This window comes from uncultured Wocania sp., assembly GCF_964021735.1.
GTDB lineage: Bacteria > Bacteroidota > Bacteroidia > Flavobacteriales > Flavobacteriaceae > Wocania_A.
The window spans coordinates 1-24,488 of sequence record NZ_CAXIBN010000002.1; the positions used below are offsets into that span (position 1 = coordinate 1).

Consider the following 24,488-nt stretch of genomic DNA (forward strand, 5'->3'; position numbering starts at 1 on the left):
GGCATTGGTTTTTGCTGGTATTCTTTTATAATAAACGCACGTCCCATTTCTATAGACTGGCTCATCATCTTGTACAACTCGGGTTCAAATCGAAATAAGTCTTGTAAATAAAAACCATCAATTCCATAACGCTCAAAGATTTGAGAACCCAATCCCATTCTATAGGCACCGGCTATTAAATTGTTTTCGTTATCCCATAAAAACATGTGGTGGTAATAGGTGTCAAAACCATCTAAATCGATAGATTCATTGGTGCCCTCACCCACTTCTCGAAAGGTGATTTCTCGTAAACGCCCAATTTCTCTTAATATGTTAGGTATACTTTTAGCAGGCGCTAAATACACTTCGTAATTTTTACTTGTAAGTAGCTTACAATCTTCTTTTTTTAGTATTTCAATCTCAGAAATCATAATTTCTGAATTAACAGGAGTTACAATTTTTTTAGGTGCTTTTGGGACTTTAAGTGTTGACGAAATATTATCTAATATTTTTGATTTATCCTCAAAAGCATTAGATAGCATATAGGTTTTTCGTCTTAAAAAATCCGTAAATTCATTAAGTGTTGTGTGTTCTTTTTGATCGTTTACAGAAATAGGTTTTCCTATTCTAACTTTAATAACACGTCTTTTCTGTGTTAAAACTTCCGATGGTAATTTAGCGGTTCTAAACGTATCGCTAATTTTAGAAAGCTTATAAAATAACTTGCTGTTTTTGGCATGAAAATAAATGGGAACTACAGGGACTTCAGCTTTTTTAATAAGTTTCATAGCAGCTTCTTCCCAAGGTTTATCAACCACTAATTTGCCGTCTCGATAAGTTGAAACCTCTCCTGCAGGAAACACCCCAAGCGGATGCCCATCTCTTAAATGAAGAATAGAATTTTTAAAACCAGCAATACTAGATTTTGCATCTTTCCTATCTTCAAAAGGATTTACAGGCATAATGTATGGTTTCATCGGCTCAATTCGATGTAGTAAAAAGTTGGCTATAATTTTAAAATCTTTGCGTTGCTCTAGCATCAATTTTAAAAGTAAAATTCCATCAATACCTCCAAGCGGGTGATTAGAAATTGTGATATAAGCACCATCTTTTGGAAGTCGTTTTAAGTCTTCTTCTGGGATTTCAAACTTTATTTGAAATTCATCTAATATGCTATCCAAAAACTCGATGTCTTTTAGGTGCTTATTTCTATTGTAAAATTTATTAAGTGTAGATATTTTAAGAACTTTCATTAAAAGCCAACCAATAAAAGTGCCTATAAAACCATATTTGTCTAATTGTATGGCTTTGGCTACTTCTTTTGCGGTTACAAGTCCTGTATCTTGTTGTTTGGTCATGAGTGTAAATGTACTAAATAAACTATTTAGTTACTACTTGAACTGTTTCTTGTGTTAATTGTTTTAATAACACGGTTTTACCAGTTTCAATTTGTTTAATGGCATTTTTATTATAATGTCTAATAGTATAAAGAGAAACATTTTCGGTACATGTTACTTTAAATTTTGCTTTTAAATGATGCAATAATTTATTGAGGTTGTTATAAATATTATCAACACAAACTGAAAAACTTATAGCTGAATTTTGAATAACATCTACCTTCATTTTATATTGGTGTAATAACTTAAAAATGGTACTAATATTGTCTTCTACGATATATGAAAAATCTAAAGATGATAAAGAAATAAGGACTTGGTTTTTCTTAACAATAAAGCAAGGAATCATAGGTTCTAAAGTTGTGTTTTTACCAACCATTGTACCTATTTTATCAGGATTTAAAAAGGATTTAACATAAAGCGGAATTTCTTTTCCTTGTAGAGGTTGTAATGTTTTTGGGTGAATTACAGAAGCACCGTAAAAAGCCAGTTCTATAGCCTCTCGATACGATATTTTATTAAGTAATTGTGCATTTTCAAAATAACGTGGATCTGCATTTAAAACCCCCGGAACATCTTTCCAAATGGTAACGCTTTCGGCATTTAAACAATAAGCATAAATGGCTGCAGTATAATCGCTCCCTTCTCTCCCAAGTGTGGTTGTAAAGTTATTAGAATCACTACCTAAAAAACCTTGTGTAATATTTAAAACATTTTTGTTGAATTGTGAGGTTATTAAGCGTTGTGTGTCGTCCCAATTCACATTCGCTCGTCTGTAATAATTATCTGTTTTTATTTGATTGCGTACATCTATCCAATTGTTTTTTATGCCAATTGTGTTTAAGTATTCGCTTATAATAGTGGTCGAAATGAGTTCGCCAAAACCAATGGTTTGATCGTAAACAAAGTTGTAATCAGGTGATTTATTGGTTTTAAAAAAACTAGTTAATTCACCAAAAAGTGTTGTTATTTTTTTAAAGACTGGATGATTTTCATTATCAAATAAATCTAATAAAATTTCATTATGAAATTTTTTAACCTCCTGTAGCGAACTTTGTAATTCAGCTTTATTTTCAAAATAATTTTTTAAAACAAGCTCGATAGCGTTGGTGGTTTTTCCCATTGCCGAAACTACAATTAAAGTATTTTTATACCCCACTTTTTGTAACACCGTCGCTAAGTTTTTTACACCATTTGCGTCCTTAACCGATGCACCGCCAAATTTGAATACTTGCATATTATAGGTTTGCTACATAATTTTTAATCCCCATTTCATTTAAATGCACCACATCCCAATCGCGTTTTACATCAGCACCTTTTTTTTCGTAGAGAGTAATGGCTGGTTCGTTCCAATCTAACACTTCCCAATTAATACGTTTTACACCCAAATGGTACCCATATTTAACAACTTCATCTAAAAGAGCAGTACCTATGCCAGCACCTCTCATTTTTTTGCTTACCACTAAATCTTCAAGGTGTAAAACCCTTCCCTTCCATGTGGAGTAGCGGTTGTATACTAAAGCAATGCCTTCTATTTTTGAATCTACTTCTGCAACAAAGCAATGAAATCTGGGATTTTCTCCATAACCATCTCTTTGTAAATCTTCAACAGTAACTTCAACAGCATCAGCTTCTTTTTCGAAATGAGCTAGTTCTTTTATTAATTCAAGAACTTGTGCCATATCATTCTTGTTAGCGTTTCTTATATTATATTTCATATTTTTAAAATAATATCAAATATAGTTTAAAGTTAAATATTTAAACACATTAATCTTTTACGAAAACGTTGTAGTTAGTTAAAAATTAACAGATATTTGCACAAACAAAAAAACGTTTTCATGTCTAGAAAAAATCAAACTTTAGGTGAGTTTATTATTGAAAATCAAACGTCGTTTAAGTATAGTTCGGGCGAATTATCTCGACTTATTAATTCTATTCGATTGGCAGCAAAGGTTGTAAACCATGAAGTTAATAAAGCAGGATTGGTTGATATAATTGGTGCTGCAGGCGATACAAATATTCAAGGTGAAGATCAACAAAAACTAGATGTTTATGCGAATGAAAAATTTATACAAACACTAACTAAAAGAAATATTGTTTGTGGGATTGCAAGTGAGGAGGAAGATGACTTTATTTCGATTAATAGTCAAGATGAAAATAATCAGAATAAATATATTGTTTTAATTGACCCATTAGATGGATCGTCGAATATCGATGTTAATGTTTCTGTAGGAACTATCTTTTCTGTTTATAGACGGGTAACTCCAGTTGGAACTCCAGTTACTTTAGCAGATTTCCTTCAAAAAGGAAGCCAACAAGTAGCAGCAGGTTATGTGGTTTATGGGACATCTACGATGCTTGTTTATACCACTGGTGACGGTGTAAATGGATTTACATTAAACCCAGCTATAGGATCATTTTATTTATCACATCCGGATATGCAATTTCCCGAAGATGGCAATATTTATTCTGTAAATGAAGGGAACTATATTCACTTCCCTCAGGGTATAAAAAATTATATTAAATATTGTCAACAAGAAGAAGAAGACAGACCGTATACATCGAGATATATAGGATCTTTGGTTTCTGATTTTCACAGAAATATGATTAAAGGCGGTATTTATTTATATCCACAAAGCTCAAAAAATCCTAATGGAAAACTACGTTTGTTATATGAATGTAATCCTATGGCTTTTTTAGCAGAGCAAGCTAATGGAAAATCTAGTGATGGGTTTACACGAACTATGGATGTGGTGCCAACCGAGTTGCACCAACGTGTACCATTTGTTTGTGGCAGTAAAAACATGGTAGAAAAATGTGAGGAGTTTATGCGTAAGGCGGAACAGTAATTTTTTATATTATTGAATACTGGTAGTCATTCACGTTTTTTTAAATTGGAATAATAAACCCCTTGATGATTCATAAAAGCACCATCTTTTTTATTTAAATCTAATAGTTCACCTTTAAAGTTTGTTGCCAGTAACCCCAGTTCGTGGTAAATACAAGCTGTGGCTGCAAAGTCCCAAATACTGCCTCCTCCTAGGTCATCTTTAGGTAGTTTTAAAAAACATGCAGGCCCGTTTTCTAAAACTAAAATGGCATTTAGTACTGCTCCTGCTCCTGAAATTTCTTTAATGTCTTTTAATTCTAAATTGGTTTTATGTGTGTTAAGTATGCTTTGTATTTTAGAAGACTTAGGAGTGTCTTTTAATTTTTTATCGGTCACGTAAGTTAAATAGTCATTCGTGTTTTTAATATGCCAAGGACTTCTATTTTTATAAGCGCCCTTTCCTTTTATAGCATGATATAGTGTTTCAGTGCTAGGATTAAGCACAACGCCAATTACAGGCGTTCCATCTTTAGCAACTAAAGCAATAGATACAGAAAATCCAGGTTGTTTATTAATAAATGCTAGTGTACCATCTAAAGGGTCTATACACCAAAAGAAATTTTTTTCAAATCGGCTTTTATCATCTTCTGTTTCTTCTGATAATAAGCTTATATCATACACTTTACAAGTGGGTATTAAATGCGATAAAATAATATGTTCACATTCACGATCTACTTTTGTGACTACCTGAGAAGCATAATTAGAACCACCTTCTTTTTGCTCTACAATAAGGTTATCATTTAGGTACTTCTGAATAATTTTTCCAGCAGAAAGGGCTGCTTCAATGGCTATATTTGCTAAATGATTTAAATCCATTACTACAGGTTTTTAATGACTTTAGCCGTTATGCGTTCGCTATAACTATTAATTTTCCAATGCCCAGGGCTCCAGCCTTTTAAAAACCGATGAAAATCTGCCCAAGCCACATAATATAAAGATCGCCATTCTTTTTCAAGTGCTTCATTTTTTTTGCCAAGGGCTTTTTCTAAGTGTGTAAAATAGGTGTCTAATAGTTTTGATTCTAAACGTTCACAATCACTTTCATTAAGGCAACTTCCAATAAAATAGGCAACATCTTTTATGCCACAGCCACCGCCTACATATTGAAAATCTACGCCGGCAACTTGTCCGTTTTCAGAAAAACAAAAGTTTGCCAATTTTGCATCGCCATGTACAAAGGTTTTAAAGCTACAATGGTTCAGTTTGTTGTTAATGGCAGCAGCAGCGTTTTTTAATTGAGTGTCTTCTAAAGCTTCTAGTTCTTGAGGTCTAGTTTCCAAATGCCAATAGGTGCCAACCTCCCAAAGTCCGTAAGGAACTTTTTTCAAATAACTCGCATGAAATTTTGCCAACCACTCTAAACAAGTACTTATATCGTTCCAATCTACATTTTGTTTTCGCAATGAAAAACCAGCTTTATTTAAATCTTCGAGTACTATAAGTGTTTCATCATCTTTATTTTCAATAGCAAAACATTTTGGTAAACGTGCCATACTATGTTTGCTATATTTTTCATACCACGTAGTTTCTACTTGATACGATTTTAATTTTCTTTGATGCCCAATATCTGTATTCCATCCTCTTGGGTGATTATGGTTTCTAGGCAATTGCACATGTTTAACAACAACACTTTCTGTAGGAGTGTTTTCTAATGCAACACGAATAATTTTACCATAGCCACTCCATAATTCCTGAATGACTTCTTTTTCAGATAAAGATGATGCGTCAGTGCTTTGTAGAATTCTTGATTTGAAATGGTTGTTCATAAGGTGGCAAAGGTAGGGAAATGTGGTTTTTATTTTTTAATCTTAATTATCTCGAAGAAAATATCACCTCCACATGAGCATTCTTTAATCAGACCATCTTCATGAAAATTGATTTTGAAGATTAAAAGATAGAGTTTAGTTTTTTCTAACATTCAAAAAAATAATGCATTAGCTTTTGCAGTTTAAGAAGACGAATGATTCAAAAATTAAATAAGTCAATTAAAATTTATTCTCAAATAAAAGCTAAAAATCCCTTTGCAATATTACTGCAAAGGGATTTTTAATATAAATACACTACTATTACTTTAAACCCCAACCAAATCTCCATCTGCATTTTTAGTAGGTAAATCAGATTTTCCCATTAAATAAATATCAACTTGTCGAGCAGCTTCTCTACCTTCAGAAATAGCCCAAACAATTAAGGATTGTCCTCGACGCATATCACCAGCAGTAAATATGTTTGGTATATTTGTTTGGTATTTTCCGTATTCTGCTTTGTAATTAGAACGCGCATCAGTCTTAATTCCAAGCTTATCAGCTAAAGTGCTTTCTGGTCCTGTAAAACCTAAGGCTAGTAATGCTAAATCACATGGCCATGTTTTTTCTGTGCCTTCAATTTCTATTAATTTAGGGCGTTCTCCTGGAGTCATTTCCCATTCTACATTAACAGTTTTTAGAGCAGTAAGTTTTCCGTTTTTATCTGTCAAAAATTCTTTGGTGTTTATTAACCAGTTACGCTCTACACCTTCTTTATGAGAAGACGATGTTTTTAACTGTAATGGCCAATAAGGCCAAGGTGTAGTTGGTGAACGATGCCCTGGAGGTTTTGGCATAATCTCGAAATTTACTACCGATTTTGCACCTTGACGATTTGATGTTCCAACACAATCTGATCCTGTATCTCCACCACCTATAACAATCACATGTTTATCGGTTGCTAAAACTTGATTTTCAACTTTTTTGCCAAAAACCACTTTAGTTTGTTGGGTTAAAAAATCCATGGCTTGCACTACACCATCGGCATCAATACCTGGAGTAGGTAAGCTACGTCTTTCAGTAGCACCACCACAAAGTACAACGGCATCAAAGGCTTTTAGTTCGTCCACATCATAGTTAACACCAACATTTACATTGGTTTTAAATGTGATGCCTTCGGCTTCTAAAATGGCAAGACGACGATCGATAATTTCTTTTTCCATTTTAAAATTAGGGATGCCGTAACGCAATAATCCACCTATTTCATCGTCACGTTCAAAAACAGTAACGGTGTGTCCTGCTCTATTTAGTTGCTGTGCGGTTGCTAATCCTGCAGGACCAGAGCCTACAACAGCAATAGTTTTTCCTGTTCTCGTTTTTGGTGGTTGTGGTTTAATCCAGCCTTCTTTAAAAGCACGCTCTACAATATTTTTTTCGATATTTTCTATAGAAATAGGGTCTTCTATAATACCTAAAACACAAGCTTGTTCGCATGGTGCAGGACATAAGCGACCTGTGAATTCTGGAAAATTATTTGTTGAATGCAATATCCAAGAAGCTTTTTGCCATTCACCTTGGTGCACCATGTGGTTAAAATCTGGGATTAAATTCCCTAATGGGCAACCACTATGGCAAAAAGGAATCCCACAATCCATACAGCGAGAACCTTGTTTTCTCTGTTCATCTTCAGAAAGTGGCACTGTAAATTCTTTATAATGTTTTACACGGTCTTTTACAGGCGTGTATGCTTCATCTTGTCTTTCAAACTCTTTAAAACCTGTTACTTTTCCCATTGTATTATGCTATTTCTAATTCTTCAACAATAACTTCTCCTTTTGCTAAACGCTCTAATGCTTTCTTATATTCTGTAGGCATTACACGAACAAAATCGTTTAAGCTGCTATCCCAATTGGCTAATAATTTCTTACCAAGTTGACTTTCTGTATACAACACATGTTTTTCAATAATACTTTTTAAATCTTTAGCATCTTCATCTAAAATATTTTCAAATTCAATCGTTTCGGTATTGCATAATCCATTTGTAAATTTGTTTTCAGGATCGTAAACATACGCAATTCCACCACTCATTCCTGCCGCAAAATTTCTTCCTGTTTTACCTAAAACAATTACTTTTCCACCTGTCATATACTCACAACAATGGTCTCCAACACCTTCAACTACGGCAGTTGCACCAGAGTTACGTACTGCAAAACGTTCACCAGCAATACCATTGATGTAGGCTTGACCTTCGACAGCTCCAAACAAACAAACATTACCAACAATGATGTTGTTTTCTGCAATAAAATCTGCTTTCGCAGGTTTCTTAACAATAAGTTTAGCTCCAGAAAGCCCTTTTCCTAAATAATCGTTAGTATTTCCTTCTAATTTAAAAGTTAATCCGTGTGCTCCAAAAGCTCCGAAACTTTGTCCTGCGGAACCATTAAAATTGATATTTAATGTATCTTCAGGTAACCCAAGGTGTCCGTATTTTTTAGAAATTTCGTTACTAACTATAGCGCCAACCGTTCTATTAGTATTATTGATTGGGTAGGCTAATGTCATTTTTTCTTTTCTGTAAAGCGCACGATGAGAATCTTTCAAAATTTGAAAATCCATAACGCAATTTATACCGTGATCTTGTTTTTCTGAGTTTTTAACTTCCATTTCACTATAAATCGCAGGTCTGTGTAAGATTGAAGATAAATCTAAGCCTTTTGCTTTATAATGTGTTATGGCTTTATTGGCATTTATTTTATGTGTTTGACCAATCATTTCGTCCATAGTTCTAAACCCTAATTGAGCCATGATACCACGTAATTCTTCAGCGATATAATAGAAGAAATTAATAACGTGTTCTGGCGTACCTTTAAAGTTTTTACGCAACTCTTTATCTTGAGTAGCGATACCAACAGGACAGGTATTTAAGTGGCATTTACGCATCATAATACAACCTGATGCTACTAATGGTGCTGTGGCAAAACCAAATTCTTCGGCGCCTAATAATGTTGCAATAGCAACATCGCGTCCGGTTTTTAATTGTCCGTCACATTCTACAACAATTCTGCTTCTTAGTTTATTTAAAACTAGTGTTTGTTGGGCTTCGGCTAAACCAAGTTCCCAAGGAAGGCCTGCATGTTTTAAAGAGGTAAGTGGTGATGCTCCAGTGCCACCATCGTAACCAGCTATTAAAACCACATCTGCTTTTGCTTTTGCAACACCTGCTGCAATAGTACCAACTCCAACTTCCGACACTAACTTTACATTAATTCGTGCTTCGCGATTGGCATTTTTTAAATCGTAAATTAATTGCGCTAAATCTTCAATGGAATAAATATCGTGGTGTGGTGGTGGAGAAATTAACCCTACAAATGGTGTTGAGTTACGTGCTGCGGCAATCCATGGTAATACTTTTTCTCCAGGTAATTGACCACCTTCTCCAGGTTTTGCACCTTGAGCCATTTTAATTTGAATCTCTTTAGCATTGGTTAAGTAATGCGAAGTCACTCCAAAACGACCAGAGGCGACTTGCTTTATTGCAGAGTTTCGGCTATCACCATTTACATCTGGTTGAAAACGTTTCCTATCTTCGCCACCTTCGCCAGAATTAGATTTGCCTCCAATACGATTCATGGCAATGGCTAAATTTTCGTGTGCCTCTCTAGAAATAGACCCGTAAGACATGGCTCCTGTTTTAAATCGTTTTACGATTTCTGTCCAAGGTTCAACTTCATCTAAAGGAATCGGATCTAAATTATCAAATTCAAATAAACCACGAATGGTCATTAAATTTTCAGACTGCTCATTGATGGCTTTTGCGTAAACATTATAACTTGCTTGATCGCTCAGCCTCACCGCTTGTTGCAGTTTTGCAACGGTTGTTGGGTTAAACATGTGGCGTTCGCCATTGCGTCTCCATCTATAATCGCCACCTATATTTAAGCCTAAACGCTTATCTATTAATTTATCTGGATAGGCGTATTTGTAGCGTTCGTTAATTTCTTTTTCAATTTCATATAAACCAATGCCTTCAATTCTTGAAGCAGTGTAAGGGAAATATTTTTCAACAAATTGAGAATTGAAACCTACAATTTCAAAAATTTGAGAACCTCTGTACGAATGCAGTGTTGAGATTCCTATTTTGTTCATTATTTTTAAGATGCCTTTTCCAATGGCTTTGTTGAAATTATCAACGGCTTTTTGCTCGTCCATACCTTCAATAAAACCTTCTTTTACTTGCATTCTAATAATTTCGTTCACCATATATGGATTAATAGCACTTGCGCCATAACCAAATAAAGTGGCAAAATGATGAGGTTCGCGAGGTTCTGCCGATTCGATAATGATATCGAAATAAGAACGTTTACGTAAACGATTCATTTGATGGTTTACATACGAACATGCTAGTAAACATGGAATAGGAGCTAACTCTTTATTAACACCTCTATCTGATAAAATGATAATATTTGTTTTTCTGTCGAGTGCCTTTTCAATTTGAACGATAATATTATCTAAAGCATCCTCAAGTCCGTTAAGCCCTTTTGCTTTTGGATATAGCATTTCTATGGTTTCGGCTTTAAAACTTTCAACCGAAATGCATCTTATCTTTTCTAAATCGGCATTAGAAATTACAGGATTTTGAATTTTTAACTTTCTACATTGTCTTTCGGTAATGCTGAATATGTTTCGGTCTTTACCAAGAGATAAACTTATGTCTGTTACAATTTCTTCGCGAATACCATCTAAAGGCGGATTGGTAACTTGTGCAAATAGTTGCTTGAAATAATTTGAAATAAGCTGAGGTTTATCTGATAAAACCGCTAAAGGAGTATCTATACCCATAGACCCTAAAGCTTCTTTACCAGCAATGGCCATTGGCGTAATAACTTCTTGAATATCTTCAAATGTATAGTTAAATAAACGCTGTCTTGTTTTAATGTCTATGGTTTCTATCGGACATGTTTCATTGTTATATGGAATGTCTTTTAAGTGTAATCTGGTTTTATCTAACCAATCTTGATATGGTCTTTCTGAAACAATTTTGCTTTTAATTTCTTCATCGTTAATAATGCGTCCTTCGTTCATGTCAACCAAAAACATTTTTCCAGGTTCTAAACGGCCGTGGCTTTCAACGTCTTCTGGAGCAATATCAACTACGCCAATTTCAGACGACATGATAAGTTTTCCGCTTTTAGTAACGGTGTACCTTGAAGGTCTCAAGCCGTTTCTATCTAATAAGGCGCCAATGTAATTACCATCTGTAAATGGTACCGATGCGGGACCATCCCAAGGCTCCATAATACAAGCATTATACTCGTAAAATGCTTTACGTTCAGGCGACATGGTTTTGTGTTTTTCCCAAGCTTCAGGAATCATCATCATCATCACTTCTGGTAAAGATCTACCTGTATGTGTTAATAATTCAACTACCATATCCATGGATGCAGAATCTGATTTCCCTGGTAAAATAATTGGAAATAATTTATCAATTTGAGGGCCAAAAACCTCACTTTTCATGATTTCTTCGCGAACACGCATTCTACTCACATTACCACGAAGTGTATTTATTTCTCCATTTTGACACATAAACCTAAAAGGTTGTGCTAATTCCCATGTTGGCATGGTATTAGTAGAAAAACGCTGGTGTACTAATGCAAGTCGTGTTACTAAATCTGTTTCTTGTAAATCCTTATAATATGGACCAATATCTTCAGGCATAATAATGCCCTTGTAAATTAACGTGGTTGTTGATAAACTTGATACGTAGAAATAAGAAACTTGAGACATTTTAGAGCCTGCAATAGTATGTTCGGTTATTTTACGTGCTGCATATAGTTTTGCTTTGAAAACATCTTCAGAAACATCATCTGTTTTTTCAACAAAAAGTTGCTCAATGTTAGGTTCTGATGCTAATGCGATTTCGCCTAAATGAGAAGAATCTACAGGAACTTCTCTCCAGCCTAAAACTGAAAGCCCTTGTGCAACTATTTCTTTTTCGAAAGTATCTTTACAAAATTTATATTGGTTGACGTTTTTTGGTAAAAATACCATGCCTACTGCATATTTTCCTTGAACTGGTATTTTAAAATCGCAAACTCTTTGAAAATAGGCGTGCGGTATATCAATTAAAAGTCCAGCGCCGTCACCTGTTTTTCCATCGGCACTTACACCACCTCTGTGCTCTAGTTTTACTAGAATTTCTAGAGCATCGTGTATAATTTGATTGGTTTTTTCTCCTTTAAGATTGCATATAAAACCTGCGCCACAATTTTCATGTTCAAATTCAGGTAAATAGAGTCCTTGTTTCTTCAGCATAATCAGCAAATTTTAAGTTAAAAAACGTGAGTTAATAAGCTAAGATATGCACTAGAGTTTGAATAACAATATAGGGTGAATCATTATTCCGATTTTGAAAATTTAGCCAATGGAAAACTAACTATATATCAATCAAACAAAAATATTTTATTAAATATTCAATCCATAATATTTAATAATAAATATAGACGTATGAATTAATGATAATAAATTTTCATTTTAACAAAAATAAAATCAATTAAAAATGAAAAAAGCTAATAATAACTCAAAAAATAGATTATGAAAATATTAAAAATATAGTTTAAAAACATAATACCCATAAAAAAATAGGGTTAAAATATAAAAATAAACAAAAATGATATAATTAACCCTATTTTTTATAGGGTTAAAATATTTTTTATATAGTTTTGAATTGTTCTAAGATAAAAAATAAGGGACTAATAACTAAAAATTGAACATTATGAAAAAAATTACAACACTTTCAATGCTTTTTTTTGCAACTGTATTATTTGCTCAAGAAGAAGCTAATAAAAAGAAGTTTGACTTTAGTGGTAGTGTAGATGCGTTTTATAGCGCAAATTTAAATGCTCCTAATGATGATAATTATGTGCCTCCAGGAACATCGTTTGCAGATTCTCCAGGGTTTTCATTAGGTATGGCAAATCTTATTGCTTCTTATGAGGGGAAAAAAGTTGGTTTTGTTGCCGATTTAGTTTTTGGCCCACGAGGTGAGGCAGCAAGTGCAACAGTGCTTAATCAAATTTATGCTTATTTGAATTTAAGTGAGTCTGTAAAATTAACCATGGGTAAGTTTAATACTTTTTTAGGTTACGAAGTTATTGCGCCTGCTGTAAATTTTAACTACAGCACGTCGTATCTATTTTCTAATGGTCCTTTTTCGCATACAGGAATTAAAGTAGATTTTACATTTAGCGATGATATTAGCTTAATGTTAGGATTAATGAATCAAACCGATGTTACTGAATTTAATCCTGATGGTAGTTACGCTGTTGGGGCGCAATTAGGAGTTTCAGGTCAGTTTCTTAATTTATTATATGACAAGGCTGGATTAGGTTTTGAGATAGATTATACAGGAGGTCTAAATTTTTCAGAGTCATTTTTTGTAGGTCTTAATGGTGCTTATGCTAGTAACGATGGTAATGGGTTTTATGGCGCTGCTCTCTATCCACAATTAACAACTTCTGATGATTTCTCTATTGGTTTAAGAGGCGAGTATTTTAATTGGTTGAATGACGGTGTTTCGGTTAATGAGCCTAGCGTTTTTGCTGTAACACTTACAGGTAGCTATACCGTTGAAGATTTAATAATTAAGCCTGAATTAAGATTAGACGACCATTCTGATGATGTGTATTGGAACACAGATTTAGAATCTACTAGCAGTTTAGCGTCATTTACAGTAGCAGCTATCTATACATTTTAATATAATAAATAATATGAGATTTCCTCCTACGAGGAAATGAAAAAAGCAAATATTTAATCATGAAAAAAATTGAAGCAATTATTAGAAAATCCAAATATAGTGCAGTTAGAGATGCATTGCACGAAGTTGGTGTGAATTTTTTCTCTTACTGGGATGTAACGGGGTTAGGGAATGAAAAAGAAGGGCATGTGTACAGAGGCGTGTCTTATAGTACAAGTGATATACAACGAAGGCATTTAGCGATTGTTGTAAATGATGATTTTGAAGAAATAACCATCCAAACCATTTTAAAAGCCGCAAGAACCGGTGATGTTGGAGACGGAAAAATATTTGTTTCCGATATCAAGGAATGTTACAGAATACGAACAGGAGAAAAAGGTGGAGACACTTTAAGATAATCATCATCATTTAAACATTAATAAAATATTATGGAATTACTTACAATAAATAATGTATGGATGATGATCTGTACAGCACTCGTTTTCTTTATGCATTTAGGTTTTGCATTTTTAGAAATTGGGTTAACAAGACAAAAAAACACTTTAAATATACTTTTTAAAAATATTTTTATCATTACTGTTGGGTTACTATTATACTGTTTAGTTGGATTTAACTTAATGTATCCAGGGTTTGAATCTGGCGATATTGGAATATTTGGTTTTGCAGGATTAGGGTTAGATTCTCCTCTCACTGCAGAAGGCACTTTAGATTTAGCATATAATGAAGGTTATACTTATTGGACAGACTTTTTGTTTCAAGGTATGTTTGCAGCAACAGCAGCAACCATAGTTTCTGGAGCAGTAGCAGAGCGCATGAAAATTGTACCATTCATGATTTTTACAATCGTATACGTTGGTTTTATTTACCCAATTGCTGGGTCATGGAAATGGGGCGGTGGTTTTTTACAAACATTAGAGACACCGTTTTACGATTTTGCAGGATCTACATTAGTGCACTCTGTTGGTGGTTGGGCAGCATTAGTGGCTGTTTGGTTGTTAGGTTCTAGAATTGGTAAATTTAAAAACGGAAAACCACAAGCTATACCAGGACATAATATTCCTTTAGCAACTGCTGGTGTAATAATACTTTGGTTAGGTTGGTTTGGATTTAACGGTGGTTCTGTACTCTCTGCAGATCCTAGTTTAACATCTTTAACATTAGTAACAACTTGTTTAGCAGCAGCGGCTGGAGGTGTAGTAGCTATGTTAGTATCAACAATTTGCCATAAAAATTTAGATTTAACCATGTTTTTAAACGGTATTCTAGGTGGACTAGTTGCTATTACTGCAGGTGCAGACCAAATGAGTCCGACCAATGCTATTTTAATTGGTGCTATTGCGGGAGCTATTATTGTATTTGCTGTGAGCTTTATTGATAGATTAAAATTAGATGACCCAGTTGGAGCCATTGCAGTACACTTAATTTGTGGTATTTGGGGAACATTAGCAGTTGGAATATTTGGAGCATTAGCAGGTTGGAGTCAATTTGTTAGCCAATTAATTGGTGTGGTTTCTTATGCTGCTATTTGTATCATTTCCTCTTTTATAATCTTTATAGTATTGAAGAAAACAATGGGAATAAGAGTTTCTGAAAGAGAAGAATTAGAAGGTTTAGATGCACATGAACATGGCATGGATGCTTATCCTGATTTTAGATTGAATGAGCATTAATTAGTTTTAGTTAGTTTAAAATGCCTTACGAATTTTGTGAGGCATTTCTTCTTTCTCTTCAAAAAGGATGAAGTTTTTTCGTGTGATCATAGCTATTGGAATCCTAAATGTATCTACTAGGTTGCTAGTTTAAAGTTTTTAGGAAGGGTTCTATTTATTAGACTCAGTATTATTGGGTAAAAATCACTATATGTTTTTAATAAAAAAGACTTTAATAAAGTTGATAAATTTTTATTGAAATTCTTTTTTCTTGAACAGCTAACCAAAACATTTCGGGGTCATTTAATGGTAGAAACAAGAATCGTAAACTACCTTCAAATAGTTCATAATAGGTATGCTTTAAATCAGCATCAATCTCAAATTTTGTAATTCCTCTCCAAATGACCTGATGTGTAGGCCTTATCTTAATTTAGGGAAAAACGTACTTTATAATGGTAGAATTAATTACGCCAGAAGCAATTAAAGTATCAAATTCTGAAACTGTATTGTCTGGAAATTTAATTTTTACATTTTCTTGATTTTCAATACTTTCTACTTCTTTGTTCAGATCATAAGAGTTTGAATTTTTGATTGTTCCTTTTTAAGGTTAAAGCGATAGTTATACATCCGATTCCTCCTCCTATGATTACAGTCTTATCTGTTATTACTATTTATGTTTCTTTTGAATATTGAAGTGCTCTTCAATTAAGTCTATTAGCTACTCTTAATTCTACTATAGCGAGTGTAATTACAATCAAAATTTCAAGTATCAAGTAAGACCATCCCAAATTTGTTAAAGTTGCTGAATGATAAAATGCAAAACCAATTGATAAACAGCAATAAAGCAAATTCATAACTGCAATTCCTTTTAAAAATTTGCTTAGTTCAGTTTTCACTTTTCTAAAACTGTAAAAATCATAAACTGCAAAAAATATTGGCAGAATTGCAAGAATATAAAGAGTTGAGGAAGGAATTCCAAAAAATCGCTCTAATTTGACCAACACTATTCCCAATAAAAAAGCCGACATTATTGCTCCCAATCCGTCTATTAAGAAGAGTTTTTTTGGATTCGTTTTAATCGATTTTATAATTTGACTGAACATTCTATTTGATATGTTTTCTATATTGCCGCTAATGTTAATCGGATATAAACTATCTGCTAATATGATTTATATCCGCCCTTAAACTAAGTTATCGTTTTTTTCTAACAAAGTCAAATACTATAAATGTTAAAGTGCTTTTAAGCCGAATTTCTACTAGCATTAATATTGCCAAAAAGCGAACGCGTTACTATTTTTTCAAAAATCTTCTTTTCTTCATTATCATCGCCAACACCAGCTTTTTCAAGTTCTTGAATGTTTTATCGCTGATAACTTAAGCGTATTTATTTGCTATAAATACGTTTTTCATGTTTCTAAGATATTTGTTGCAAAACAAATTGTCTTAAGTTTCTTTCTGAATAAAGTTAGCAACTCCAGATTAATTAAAGCTTTTGAACCAACAACTATTATTTTATTAAATAATATTTTGTTTCCATATTAATTAAATTATATAGTAAGGGTAAATAAAGAAATTAGCGTATTACTTAAAACATATATTTATGAAAAAGCTAATTGTAATACTTTTTATTATAACCCAATTTTCGTGTAAAAATGAAGCGCCAATTGATTATGCCTTAATATCTGGCAATATTTCAAACCCCGAAGGAAAGGAACTGGCTATATTTAGTGATGATCGTAAAATTGATATAAAAATCGAAATTGATAGTTTGGGTTACTTTAATGACACATTAAGGGTTGCTCCTCAAATTTTAAGCTTTTATGATGGCAAAAATTACGATAGGTTTTACGTTGACTACGGAACAAATCTTCAAATTAATTATGACACTAAAGATTTTAATAACACATTAAGTTTTAATGGCTTTGGAAGTGAGGCAAGTAAATATTTAAGATTAAAAAGAATAAAGTTACAGGAGTTAAAGGGCAACCGTACAGATTTCTTTAAGCTAGATGAGACCTCTTTTAAAAATAAAAGTCAAGAAATAAAGACTACAGCTGTAAGTTTATTAGATTCTTTCAATGATATTTCTGAGATGTTTAAGGAAATGGAGAAAAATGATGTTCATTATGAATACTTGAACAACCTAAACAGCTATGAAAGAAGTCATCGTTATTATACTAAAAAACCAGATTTTGTTGTGTCAACGGAGTTCTTATCTGATTTTAATGAATTTGATTATGCAAATGAAAAAGATTATAAATCGTCTATAAATTATAAATCTCTTGTAGAAAACTATTACAGAAAAGAATCCCATGAATTAACTAAGAAAGATTCTTTAGATAGAAATATTGCTTATCTAAAAGTTATAAGTGATATACCAAATCAAACAATAAAGAATGATCTGTTATTTAAGGAAGCAATCTTTGGAATTAAATATGCAGATGATGTGGAAAGTTATTATAATATATACAAGAGCAATTCCACTGATGAAGAAAACAATAACAAAATTGAAGAAATATATAATAATCTTAAACACTTAGCTAAAGGAAAACCTTCTCCAGAATTTATTAATTATGAAAATTATGATGGTTCAACAACTTCTTTGAGTGAATTAAAAGGAAAGTATGTTTACATTGATGTTTGGGCAACTTGGTGTGGACCGTGCAAAGCTGAAATACCTTACCTAAAAAAGGTTGAGAGCAAATACCATAATAAAAACATTCATTTTGTGAGTATCTCTGTTGATAAATTAAAGGATCGAGACAAATGGAAAGAGATGATTAAAAACCGACAGCTAACAGGTGTACAATTACTGGCTGATAAGGATTTTAGTTCAGATTTTGTGAAAGGCTATATGATTAATGGTATCCCACAGTTTATACTATTGGATCCAAGCGGGAATATTGTAGAGCGAAATGCTCCAAGACCTTCAAACCCTGAGTTAATTGATTTATTTAACAGTTTTAGTATATAATTCGAAATAAAAAGATTTTAAATAAGGGTTTTTTTAAAAAGTCACGTACATTATTTATAAATAATGATGAGTAATTAAAACTAACTAATAATATTATTATGAAAAAAGGAACATTCTTTAAATACCTATTCCTGTTTGGTCTAGTTATTTTATTTCAATCTTGTACTGAAACTAATGACGAAGTATTAGTAGAAGACCTAAATGCTGATTGGCAATTACAAACCAGATTAGCTGTAATACCTCAAGAAGACAAAGACACTTTTGTTTGGTATAGAGACCTATTGACCAATGAAGAATACTGGGGTAACGAAACGGTTGAAGTAGATTTAACATTAAAGTCTCCTTTGTCTGCAGATAAATTTTCAAAAATTGATTTTTATGTTGTTGCAGAAGAAAAAGATGGTTATAACTATACTGCACCATTTAATACTTCTGGTAAGCAAATAGCTTCAATGAATGTTCCAGAATCGGGAGAGTTATCATTATCTCTGGAAGCAGATGATGTTTATAACCTCTTTATGAGTGATTTTAAGAGTGACAGGTCCACCAAACTAGCTAAGGAAGGTGATATATTCTTACTTTATTGGGTAATTACAGCTAATGATGGATCAACATTTGATTCAAGAAAATCACTTCGTGAAGGAAACAGGTACGGAATGAAGGTAAAGGTTGAGGACTATGCGCCACCTGTTTGGGAAGGCACCTTTGATTTTGAATGGATAGAAACAAGTGGTGGTGCAGTAAGTTGGGGAGGTGTCTTTGTTGGTAAAACAGGGTCTGTAAATATAACTCACTTGGGCAATCAGGTTTATAGTATGTCAAATCTTTTATGGGACTATAAGTATGGTACTTCAGGAAAAATATACTTTAACTTCTTATCTGGAGAGACATACGTAGAAGGTAACTCTTCGGAACATTGGACTATTTCTAACATCAATGGTTCTTCTATGGATATTGAGTTTTGGTATTCATATTCTGATGCTTATGACGAAACAGGCACAGTAAGATTTACAAGAACGGATGGTGCAGATTGGCCTACTAATATATATTCTAGAGAAAGGTAATAAAACATTAATTCAATAAAAAAACTCCTAATTATTTTTAGGAGTTTTTTTATTTGTCAAACAGAATTAATACTTAAAACATAAAATTTAAGCAATAGTTACTATATCAAAAGTTTAAAAATAAATCTTAAGTATTCATAAAAAGTTTTAGGTATTAGATTTTGCTTAATTAAACCCTTCAACAGCTATTTAATAAATCTGCTATATGTATAAAATAACTTCTAAAAAATCCAATAAGCTTTATATTTTAGGAATAATATTTTCTTTACTCTATTTGCCTATTAAAGCTCAAGATTCATTAAAATTAGTATCTCCCGAAGATTATGATAAATGGGAGAATTTATCCAATTATGCCATATCTAATGATGGTAACTGGATAAAATACCAAATTAATACCAACAATAGGGATAAAACAACTTTTCTTTACAATACTATTACAAAAAACACCAGAAAATTTATTAATACCTCAAGCAGTATGTTTTCAGATACAGAAAGCAATAAATGGTTTTCATATAGTCATGTTCCAACTGGAAAAGAAGCTAAACGTTTAGAAAAAGAAAAGAAAAAGAAAAAAAAGCTCAATAAAACAACGCTAATTAATCTGCATACTAACGATTCAATTTTATTAGAAGATTTCGTTAACTTTAAATTTAGTAACTCTGGTAAATTCCTTGCAATAAAAAGTGAAAAAGACAAAATACAAACTTTAATTCTAAAAAATCTAAGCACGCAAAAGGACGTTGTATTTGGAAATGTAAAAGACTTTCAATGGCATCCAGAAACCGAAATATTAGCAATAAATATTACAACTACAGATAAAAAGGGTAACAGTATTCAATTGTATAATGCTATCAACAAGACTTTAAATGTAATAGATCAACAAGAAGTTGAGTATTCTAATTTAATGTGGTTTGAAAAGAACAACAATTTATTTGTTAGAAGAAAATTAGAAAACAAAGATTATGAAGAGCATTCTTTTGAATTAATGATTTGGAAAGATTTAGAAACTAAGAAAAGTTCTTTAAAGATCTTCAGTCAAAATAATTTTGAAAACTTCCCTACAGAAACTAGAATTCTATCCGATAGAATCTCTATTTCAGATAATGGAAATCATATTTTCTTCAAAACCTTTAGCTGGAATAAAAAGAAAGTGCTTGATGATGTAAAAGAAAGGGATTCAACACTAAAAGATATAAATAAAATTGAGTCACCAGACCTTGAAATATGGAATAGTAAGGATGTTGTAATTATTCCAGCACAAAAGAGGAGCAGAATGAAAGATATTGAAAGCCCTCGAAATGCGGTTTGGCATGTAAACAAAAATACATTTGTTCAGCTTAGCGATTCTTTAGTTGAAGCTGTGAAAATTCAACAAAACAATCAAGTTATGGTAGGTTTAGATGGGACGCCTTACGACTTTGATGCTATGTTTGGAAGGCCTGCTTTTGATGCCTACACAGTAAATGCTATTACTGGTTCGAAAACTAAAGTACTTAAAAATATTTCCAAAACATGGGATGTTAGTCCCAATAATAGGTTTTTTGTTTATTTAAAAGATAACCATTTACACTTATTTGATATTAACTCTAAAAGCACCAAAAATTTAACCGAAAAAGTCAATGCTAATTTTATAAATTTTGAGGACGATCATCCATTGCCTCAAAAGGCAGCATATGGTTTTGCTGGTTGGAGTAAGGACAGTAAATCGTTCTTTATCTATTCGGAGTTTGATTTGTGGCAGGTATTTATAGCTAATGCTAATATAAGGAGAATAACAAACGGTAAAGAAGAGAATATTGTTTATAGACTTCTGGTTTTAGATCAGGATCAACAATTTATAGATACTAAAAAAGCAGTTTACTTTTCGTTATTTGGCAAGTACACAAAAAAAACGGGGTTTGCTTCTGGAATTATAGGAAAAGACATAAAAACATTGTTATTTGAAGATGCTTCATTTTCTAGGTTAACAAAAGCTAAAGATGCAAATAAAATGATTTTTGTGAAACAATCGTTTGAGCAATCTCCAAACATCTTTGTAACCAATGGTTCTTTTACAAATACTTTGCAAATAAGTAGTACAAATTCTTTTCAAAAAAATTATGCTTGGGGTAAGGCAGAATTAATCTCTTATAAAAATGCATTAGGAAAAGAAGCTCAGGGAGTCTTATACTATCCAGCAAATTATATTGAAGGGAACAAATATCCAATGATAACTTATATCTATGAGAAATTATCAAGAGGGTTGCATAGGTATAAAATACCATCTAAAACCGATTATTATAATACCACTGTTTGGACACAAAATGGATATTTTGTACTTAATCCAGATATTGATTTTATTGCAGGCAATCCAGGGGTTTCTTCCACAAAGACACTAGAAAATGCTGTAGAAGCAGTTGTTAATTTAGGTGATGTAGACCCCGTTAGAGTGGGTTTAATTGGGCACTCTTGGGGTGGCTATCAGGCGGGTTACGTCCCTACACAAACCAATATTTTTGCAGCTAGTGTAGCAGGAGCGGGATTGACCGATTTGATTAGCATGAATTTAGCCATAACTCCTGCTTTTGGTGGCAGACCTGAAAATGATCATTTTGAAGTAGGACAAGAACGAATGGATACTGCACCTTGGGTATCTCCAGAGAATTACATTAAAAACTCTTCTGTCATGCAAATAGAAAAGTTGAACACGCCTATTCTTTTTGAAGTAGGAGATAATGACCAAAACGTAAATTGGGCACAAGGCATTGAATATTATAATGCTGCTAGAAGGGCTAATAAGCCTTTTGTTTTATTAGTATATGCTAAAGAAGGACATGGTTTAAGAGCTGATAAAAATAGAATGGATTATCAACAACGCATTTTAAAATGGTTTGGGCATTATCTTAAAGGAGAAGAAGCTGAAGATTGGATTATTAAAGGCATTCCTTATGCCGAGCAACAAAGGCGATTAAAAAATTAAACATAATAGATTTTTACCAGACAAAAAAATAGTTTTTAAAAAACAAAGCCAATTAAGTTTCACTCCTGGCTTTGTTTTTTAGTTTATACACGTTTAAATAGATCTTTTCGTGTAAACATAATATTAATAAAAAACATAAATACATTAGATTTCTTTACCTTCTCTCTAATAATAGAAAAGGCCTTTCCCATTTGAGCTTCAACGGTTTTAACAGAAATACTTAAAGTATCAGCTATTTCTGCATATTTAATTCCTTGCATTTTACTCATCTTGAAAATTTCTTTACATCTTGGAGGAAGGCTTTCTATAGCTAACATCATTTGTTCAATTCTTGCCTCTTTAACATCTTCGTTGTTATCTGCCAATAGCAATACTTTCTTATAAGCTAAAGTATCAAGCATTTTATATTCTTGTTTGCCTTTCCTGCAAACATCTATAAAAATATTATATGCAATTTTGTACAATAACCCCACAACAGATTTTCCTTCAACTAAAGTGTTTTTTACTGTCCATAATTTTATAAAGGACTCTTGAACAATATCTTGAGTTAATTCAGCATTATTTGTATATCCATTAATATACCCAAATAATCTATCATAATAAATATTAAAAAAATCTTTAAAAGCAGACTCGTCTCCATTTCTAAGATTTGTCTCCATTAATTTTATATCTTTTACTGATTTATTCATTTATTAAAATAATGTTAAATGTAAATCTAAAAAAAAATTCTAATTAATATAAGGGTATTTATTAATAATTGCGTAATGCTTATAAGATTAAAAAAATGATTGATAAACAAACAGAGGAATTAATTTCTAAATTTTTTGCAAATCAGATAACAAAAGTAGAATTGCAAAGGCTTAGTTTATGGCTTGAACATGACAGAAATAAAATTCTATTTCAAGAATATGTGGATATTAATTATGTTTTAGAGCAATCTAAACGTGTTAATTTAATTAATAAAGAAGTTGTTTGGCGCTCTATAAATGCTAAAACTAGAAGAGGTAAAGTCGTACCCACTTATTTTAAATATGCTATTGCGGCATCTATTGTGCTTTTACTCTCACTTCCTATTATCTTCAACAATAAAAACAATACTGCCAATACCACTATTGTTAATAATAATATTAAGATAGGAACAAAAAAGGCAACGCTTACCTTAGAAGATGGGTCAAATATAGCCCTTGAAAAAGGACAAAGCTTTACAACAGAAGACTTAACCAGTAATGGAGAAGAAGTAATTTATAAAGACAATTCAAAAAACACATCAAAATCCGAAACAATATACAACTATTTAACGGTACCACGGGGAGGCTTACATTCTATTGTATTAAGCGATGGCACTAAGGTCTGGTTAAACTCAGATTCTAAAATCAAATACCCAGTGGCATTTGCGAAAGGCAAAACAAGAACAGTCGATTTAATTTATGGTGAAGTGTACTTTGATGTATCACCAAGCACAAATCATAATGGAGCTAAATTTGTTGTAAACACACAATTTCAAGAAATAGAAGTTCTAGGAACCGAATTTAATATTAAAGCTTACAGCGATGATGATGCTATTTATAGTACATTAATAGAAGGAAAGGTTTTGGTAAGTAATGGTGTGGACAAAGTAAGGCTAGATCCTGGACAACAATCTATAATACAATTAGATTCTAAAGAAAAAGCTATTAATGTATTTGAAGCAGATATAAACTCTGAAACTGCTTGGATGAGAGGAGTATTTTCTTTTAAGTACAATTCCTTAAAAGATATTTCTAAGGTGTTATCTAGATGGTATAATGTAAATATTACTATTGAAAACCAAGATATTAATGATGTCAGGTTTAAGGCACAACTAAGTAAAAAGCAAAATATTGAAGAAATTCTTAGATTAATAAAAAACCAAAATTATATTAATGATTATATTATAAAAGAAAATCAAATTATAATTAAGTAAATAAAAAAAGGGATAGTCTAAACCGTCCAAAGTATAAGACTTAAATCCCTTTAATAAGAAATTATTAATTAATCAAACTTTAACTAACTAATAATATACAAATTTATGAAAATTAAACTAACTAGGTTTTTTTTCTGTAAAA

At 32.3% G+C, this 24,488-nt stretch carries 17 protein-coding genes; 8 read left to right on the top strand and 9 right to left on the bottom strand.

Features of this window, described 5'->3' with window-relative positions:
• The 3 genes from AADI82_RS00340 to AADI82_RS00350 form a co-directional block, all read right to left on the bottom strand.
• A partial coding sequence (locus AADI82_RS00340) for a lysophospholipid acyltransferase family protein (protein ID WP_341214479.1) occupies positions 1–1,337 on the bottom strand: 1,337 nt, incomplete at its 3' end.
• 22 nt (positions 1,338–1,359) lie between these two features.
• Positions 1,360–2,610, bottom strand: coding sequence for an aspartate kinase (locus AADI82_RS00345; protein WP_341214480.1), 1,251 nt, complete (start codon positions 2,608–2,610; stop codon positions 1,360–1,362).
• Between the two features lies 1 nt (position 2,611).
• Positions 2,612–3,091, bottom strand: a complete 480-nt coding sequence (locus AADI82_RS00350) for a GNAT family N-acetyltransferase (RefSeq protein ID WP_341214481.1) — start codon at positions 3,089–3,091, stop codon at positions 2,612–2,614.
• Positions 3,092–3,211: 120 nt separating this feature from the next.
• On the opposite strand from AADI82_RS00350, the gene fbp reads away from it, so the two are divergent.
• Complete coding sequence (gene fbp, locus AADI82_RS00355; protein ID WP_034042112.1) at positions 3,212–4,222, top strand: class 1 fructose-bisphosphatase; 1,011 nt, start codon at positions 3,212–3,214, stop codon at positions 4,220–4,222.
• Between the two features lie 26 nt (positions 4,223–4,248).
• On the opposite strand, the gene AADI82_RS00360 is transcribed toward fbp, so the two are convergent.
• The 4 genes from AADI82_RS00360 to gltB form a co-directional block, all read right to left on the bottom strand.
• Positions 4,249–5,079 (bottom strand): inositol monophosphatase family protein, encoded by an 831-nt coding sequence (locus tag AADI82_RS00360; RefSeq protein WP_341214482.1) that lies wholly within the window; start codon positions 5,077–5,079, stop codon positions 4,249–4,251.
• A gap of 2 nt (positions 5,080–5,081) precedes the next feature.
• Entirely contained in the window at positions 5,082–6,029 is a 948-nt protein-coding gene (locus tag AADI82_RS00365; protein ID WP_341214483.1) for an oxidoreductase family protein, read from the bottom strand.
• A gap of 305 nt (positions 6,030–6,334) precedes the next feature.
• Positions 6,335–7,798 carry a glutamate synthase subunit beta gene (locus tag AADI82_RS00370; RefSeq protein WP_341214484.1) on the bottom strand — a complete coding sequence of 488 codons (1,464 nt, stop codon included), beginning with the start codon at positions 7,796–7,798 and terminating at the stop codon, positions 6,335–6,337.
• 4 nt (positions 7,799–7,802) lie between these two features.
• Positions 7,803–12,317 carry a glutamate synthase large subunit gene (gltB, locus tag AADI82_RS00375; RefSeq protein WP_341214485.1) on the bottom strand — a complete coding sequence of 1,505 codons (4,515 nt, stop codon included), beginning with the start codon at positions 12,315–12,317 and terminating at the stop codon, positions 7,803–7,805.
• A gap of 460 nt (positions 12,318–12,777) precedes the next feature.
• Here gltB and AADI82_RS00380 point away from each other — a divergent pair, with 460 nt between their 5' ends.
• The 3 genes from AADI82_RS00380 to amt are packed head-to-tail and all read left to right on the top strand — an operon-like array spanning position 12,778 to position 15,428.
• Positions 12,778–13,758, top strand: coding sequence for an outer membrane beta-barrel protein (locus AADI82_RS00380; protein WP_341214486.1), 981 nt, complete (start codon positions 12,778–12,780; stop codon positions 13,756–13,758).
• Positions 13,759–13,817: 59 nt separating this feature from the next.
• Positions 13,818–14,156, top strand: a complete 339-nt coding sequence (locus AADI82_RS00385) for a P-II family nitrogen regulator (RefSeq protein ID WP_341214487.1) — start codon at positions 13,818–13,820, stop codon at positions 14,154–14,156.
• A gap of 30 nt (positions 14,157–14,186) precedes the next feature.
• The gene (gene amt, locus AADI82_RS00390; RefSeq protein ID WP_341214488.1) at positions 14,187–15,428 is read left to right on the top strand and encodes an ammonium transporter; all 1,242 of its coding nucleotides are present in this window, start codon (positions 14,187–14,189) and stop codon (positions 15,426–15,428) included.
• Between the two features lie 680 nt (positions 15,429–16,108).
• Here amt and AADI82_RS00395 read toward each other — a convergent pair.
• On the bottom strand, positions 16,109–16,510 hold the full coding sequence (locus tag AADI82_RS00395) for a hypothetical protein (protein WP_341214489.1): 402 nt from the start codon (positions 16,508–16,510) through the stop codon (positions 16,109–16,111).
• A gap of 497 nt (positions 16,511–17,007) precedes the next feature.
• Between AADI82_RS00395 and AADI82_RS00400 the strand changes: the two genes are divergently transcribed.
• The 3 genes from AADI82_RS00400 (at position 17,008) to AADI82_RS00410 (ending at position 22,404) form a co-directional block, all read left to right on the top strand.
• Entirely contained in the window at positions 17,008–18,381 is a 1,374-nt protein-coding gene (locus tag AADI82_RS00400) for a TlpA disulfide reductase family protein (RefSeq protein ID WP_341214490.1), read from the top strand.
• A 98-nt stretch (positions 18,382–18,479) separates the two neighbouring features.
• Positions 18,480–19,445 (top strand): hypothetical protein, encoded by a 966-nt coding sequence (locus tag AADI82_RS00405; protein WP_341214491.1) that lies wholly within the window; start codon positions 18,480–18,482, stop codon positions 19,443–19,445.
• A gap of 205 nt (positions 19,446–19,650) precedes the next feature.
• On the top strand, positions 19,651–22,404 hold the full coding sequence (locus tag AADI82_RS00410) for a prolyl oligopeptidase family serine peptidase (protein WP_341214492.1): 2,754 nt from the start codon (positions 19,651–19,653) through the stop codon (positions 22,402–22,404).
• Between the two features lie 83 nt (positions 22,405–22,487).
• Here AADI82_RS00410 and AADI82_RS00415 read toward each other — a convergent pair whose 3' ends face one another.
• Positions 22,488–23,093, bottom strand: coding sequence for an RNA polymerase sigma-70 factor (locus AADI82_RS00415; RefSeq protein ID WP_341214493.1), 606 nt, complete (start codon positions 23,091–23,093; stop codon positions 22,488–22,490).
• A 95-nt stretch (positions 23,094–23,188) separates the two neighbouring features.
• Between AADI82_RS00415 and AADI82_RS00420 the strand changes: the two genes are divergently transcribed.
• Positions 23,189–24,346, top strand: coding sequence for a FecR domain-containing protein (locus tag AADI82_RS00420; RefSeq protein ID WP_341214494.1), 1,158 nt, complete (start codon positions 23,189–23,191; stop codon positions 24,344–24,346).
• The last annotated feature ends 142 nt before the right edge of the window (positions 24,347–24,488 follow it).

What these genes read in the sequence shown, in the direction of transcription:
- AADI82_RS00345 (WP_341214480.1), bottom strand. Translation starts at nt 2,610, where the DNA reads ATGCAAGTATTCAAATTTGGCGGTGCATCGGTTAAGGACGCAAATGGT.
- AADI82_RS00350 (WP_341214481.1), bottom strand. Translation starts at nt 3,091, where the DNA reads ATGAAATATAATATAAGAAACGCTAACAAGAATGATATGGCACAAGTT.
- fbp (WP_034042112.1), top strand. Translation starts at nt 3,212, where the DNA reads ATGTCTAGAAAAAATCAAACTTTAGGTGAGTTTATTATTGAAAATCAA.
- AADI82_RS00360 (WP_341214482.1), bottom strand. Translation starts at nt 5,079, where the DNA reads ATGGATTTAAATCATTTAGCAAATATAGCCATTGAAGCAGCCCTTTCT.
- AADI82_RS00365 (WP_341214483.1), bottom strand. Translation starts at nt 6,029, where the DNA reads ATGAACAACCATTTCAAATCAAGAATTCTACAAAGCACTGACGCATCA.
- AADI82_RS00370 (WP_341214484.1), bottom strand. Translation starts at nt 7,798, where the DNA reads ATGGGAAAAGTAACAGGTTTTAAAGAGTTTGAAAGACAAGATGAAGCA.
- gltB (WP_341214485.1), bottom strand. Translation starts at nt 12,317, where the DNA reads ATGCTGAAGAAACAAGGACTCTATTTACCTGAATTTGAACATGAAAAT.
- AADI82_RS00380 (WP_341214486.1), top strand. Translation starts at nt 12,778, where the DNA reads ATGAAAAAAATTACAACACTTTCAATGCTTTTTTTTGCAACTGTATTA.
- AADI82_RS00385 (WP_341214487.1), top strand. Translation starts at nt 13,818, where the DNA reads ATGAAAAAAATTGAAGCAATTATTAGAAAATCCAAATATAGTGCAGTT.
- amt (WP_341214488.1), top strand. Translation starts at nt 14,187, where the DNA reads ATGGAATTACTTACAATAAATAATGTATGGATGATGATCTGTACAGCA.
- AADI82_RS00395 (WP_341214489.1), bottom strand. Translation starts at nt 16,510, where the DNA reads ATGTTCAGTCAAATTATAAAATCGATTAAAACGAATCCAAAAAAACTC.
- AADI82_RS00400 (WP_341214490.1), top strand. Translation starts at nt 17,008, where the DNA reads ATGAAAAAGCTAATTGTAATACTTTTTATTATAACCCAATTTTCGTGT.
- AADI82_RS00405 (WP_341214491.1), top strand. Translation starts at nt 18,480, where the DNA reads ATGAAAAAAGGAACATTCTTTAAATACCTATTCCTGTTTGGTCTAGTT.
- AADI82_RS00410 (WP_341214492.1), top strand. Translation starts at nt 19,651, where the DNA reads ATGTATAAAATAACTTCTAAAAAATCCAATAAGCTTTATATTTTAGGA.
- AADI82_RS00415 (WP_341214493.1), bottom strand. Translation starts at nt 23,093, where the DNA reads ATGAATAAATCAGTAAAAGATATAAAATTAATGGAGACAAATCTTAGA.
- AADI82_RS00420 (WP_341214494.1), top strand. Translation starts at nt 23,189, where the DNA reads ATGATTGATAAACAAACAGAGGAATTAATTTCTAAATTTTTTGCAAAT.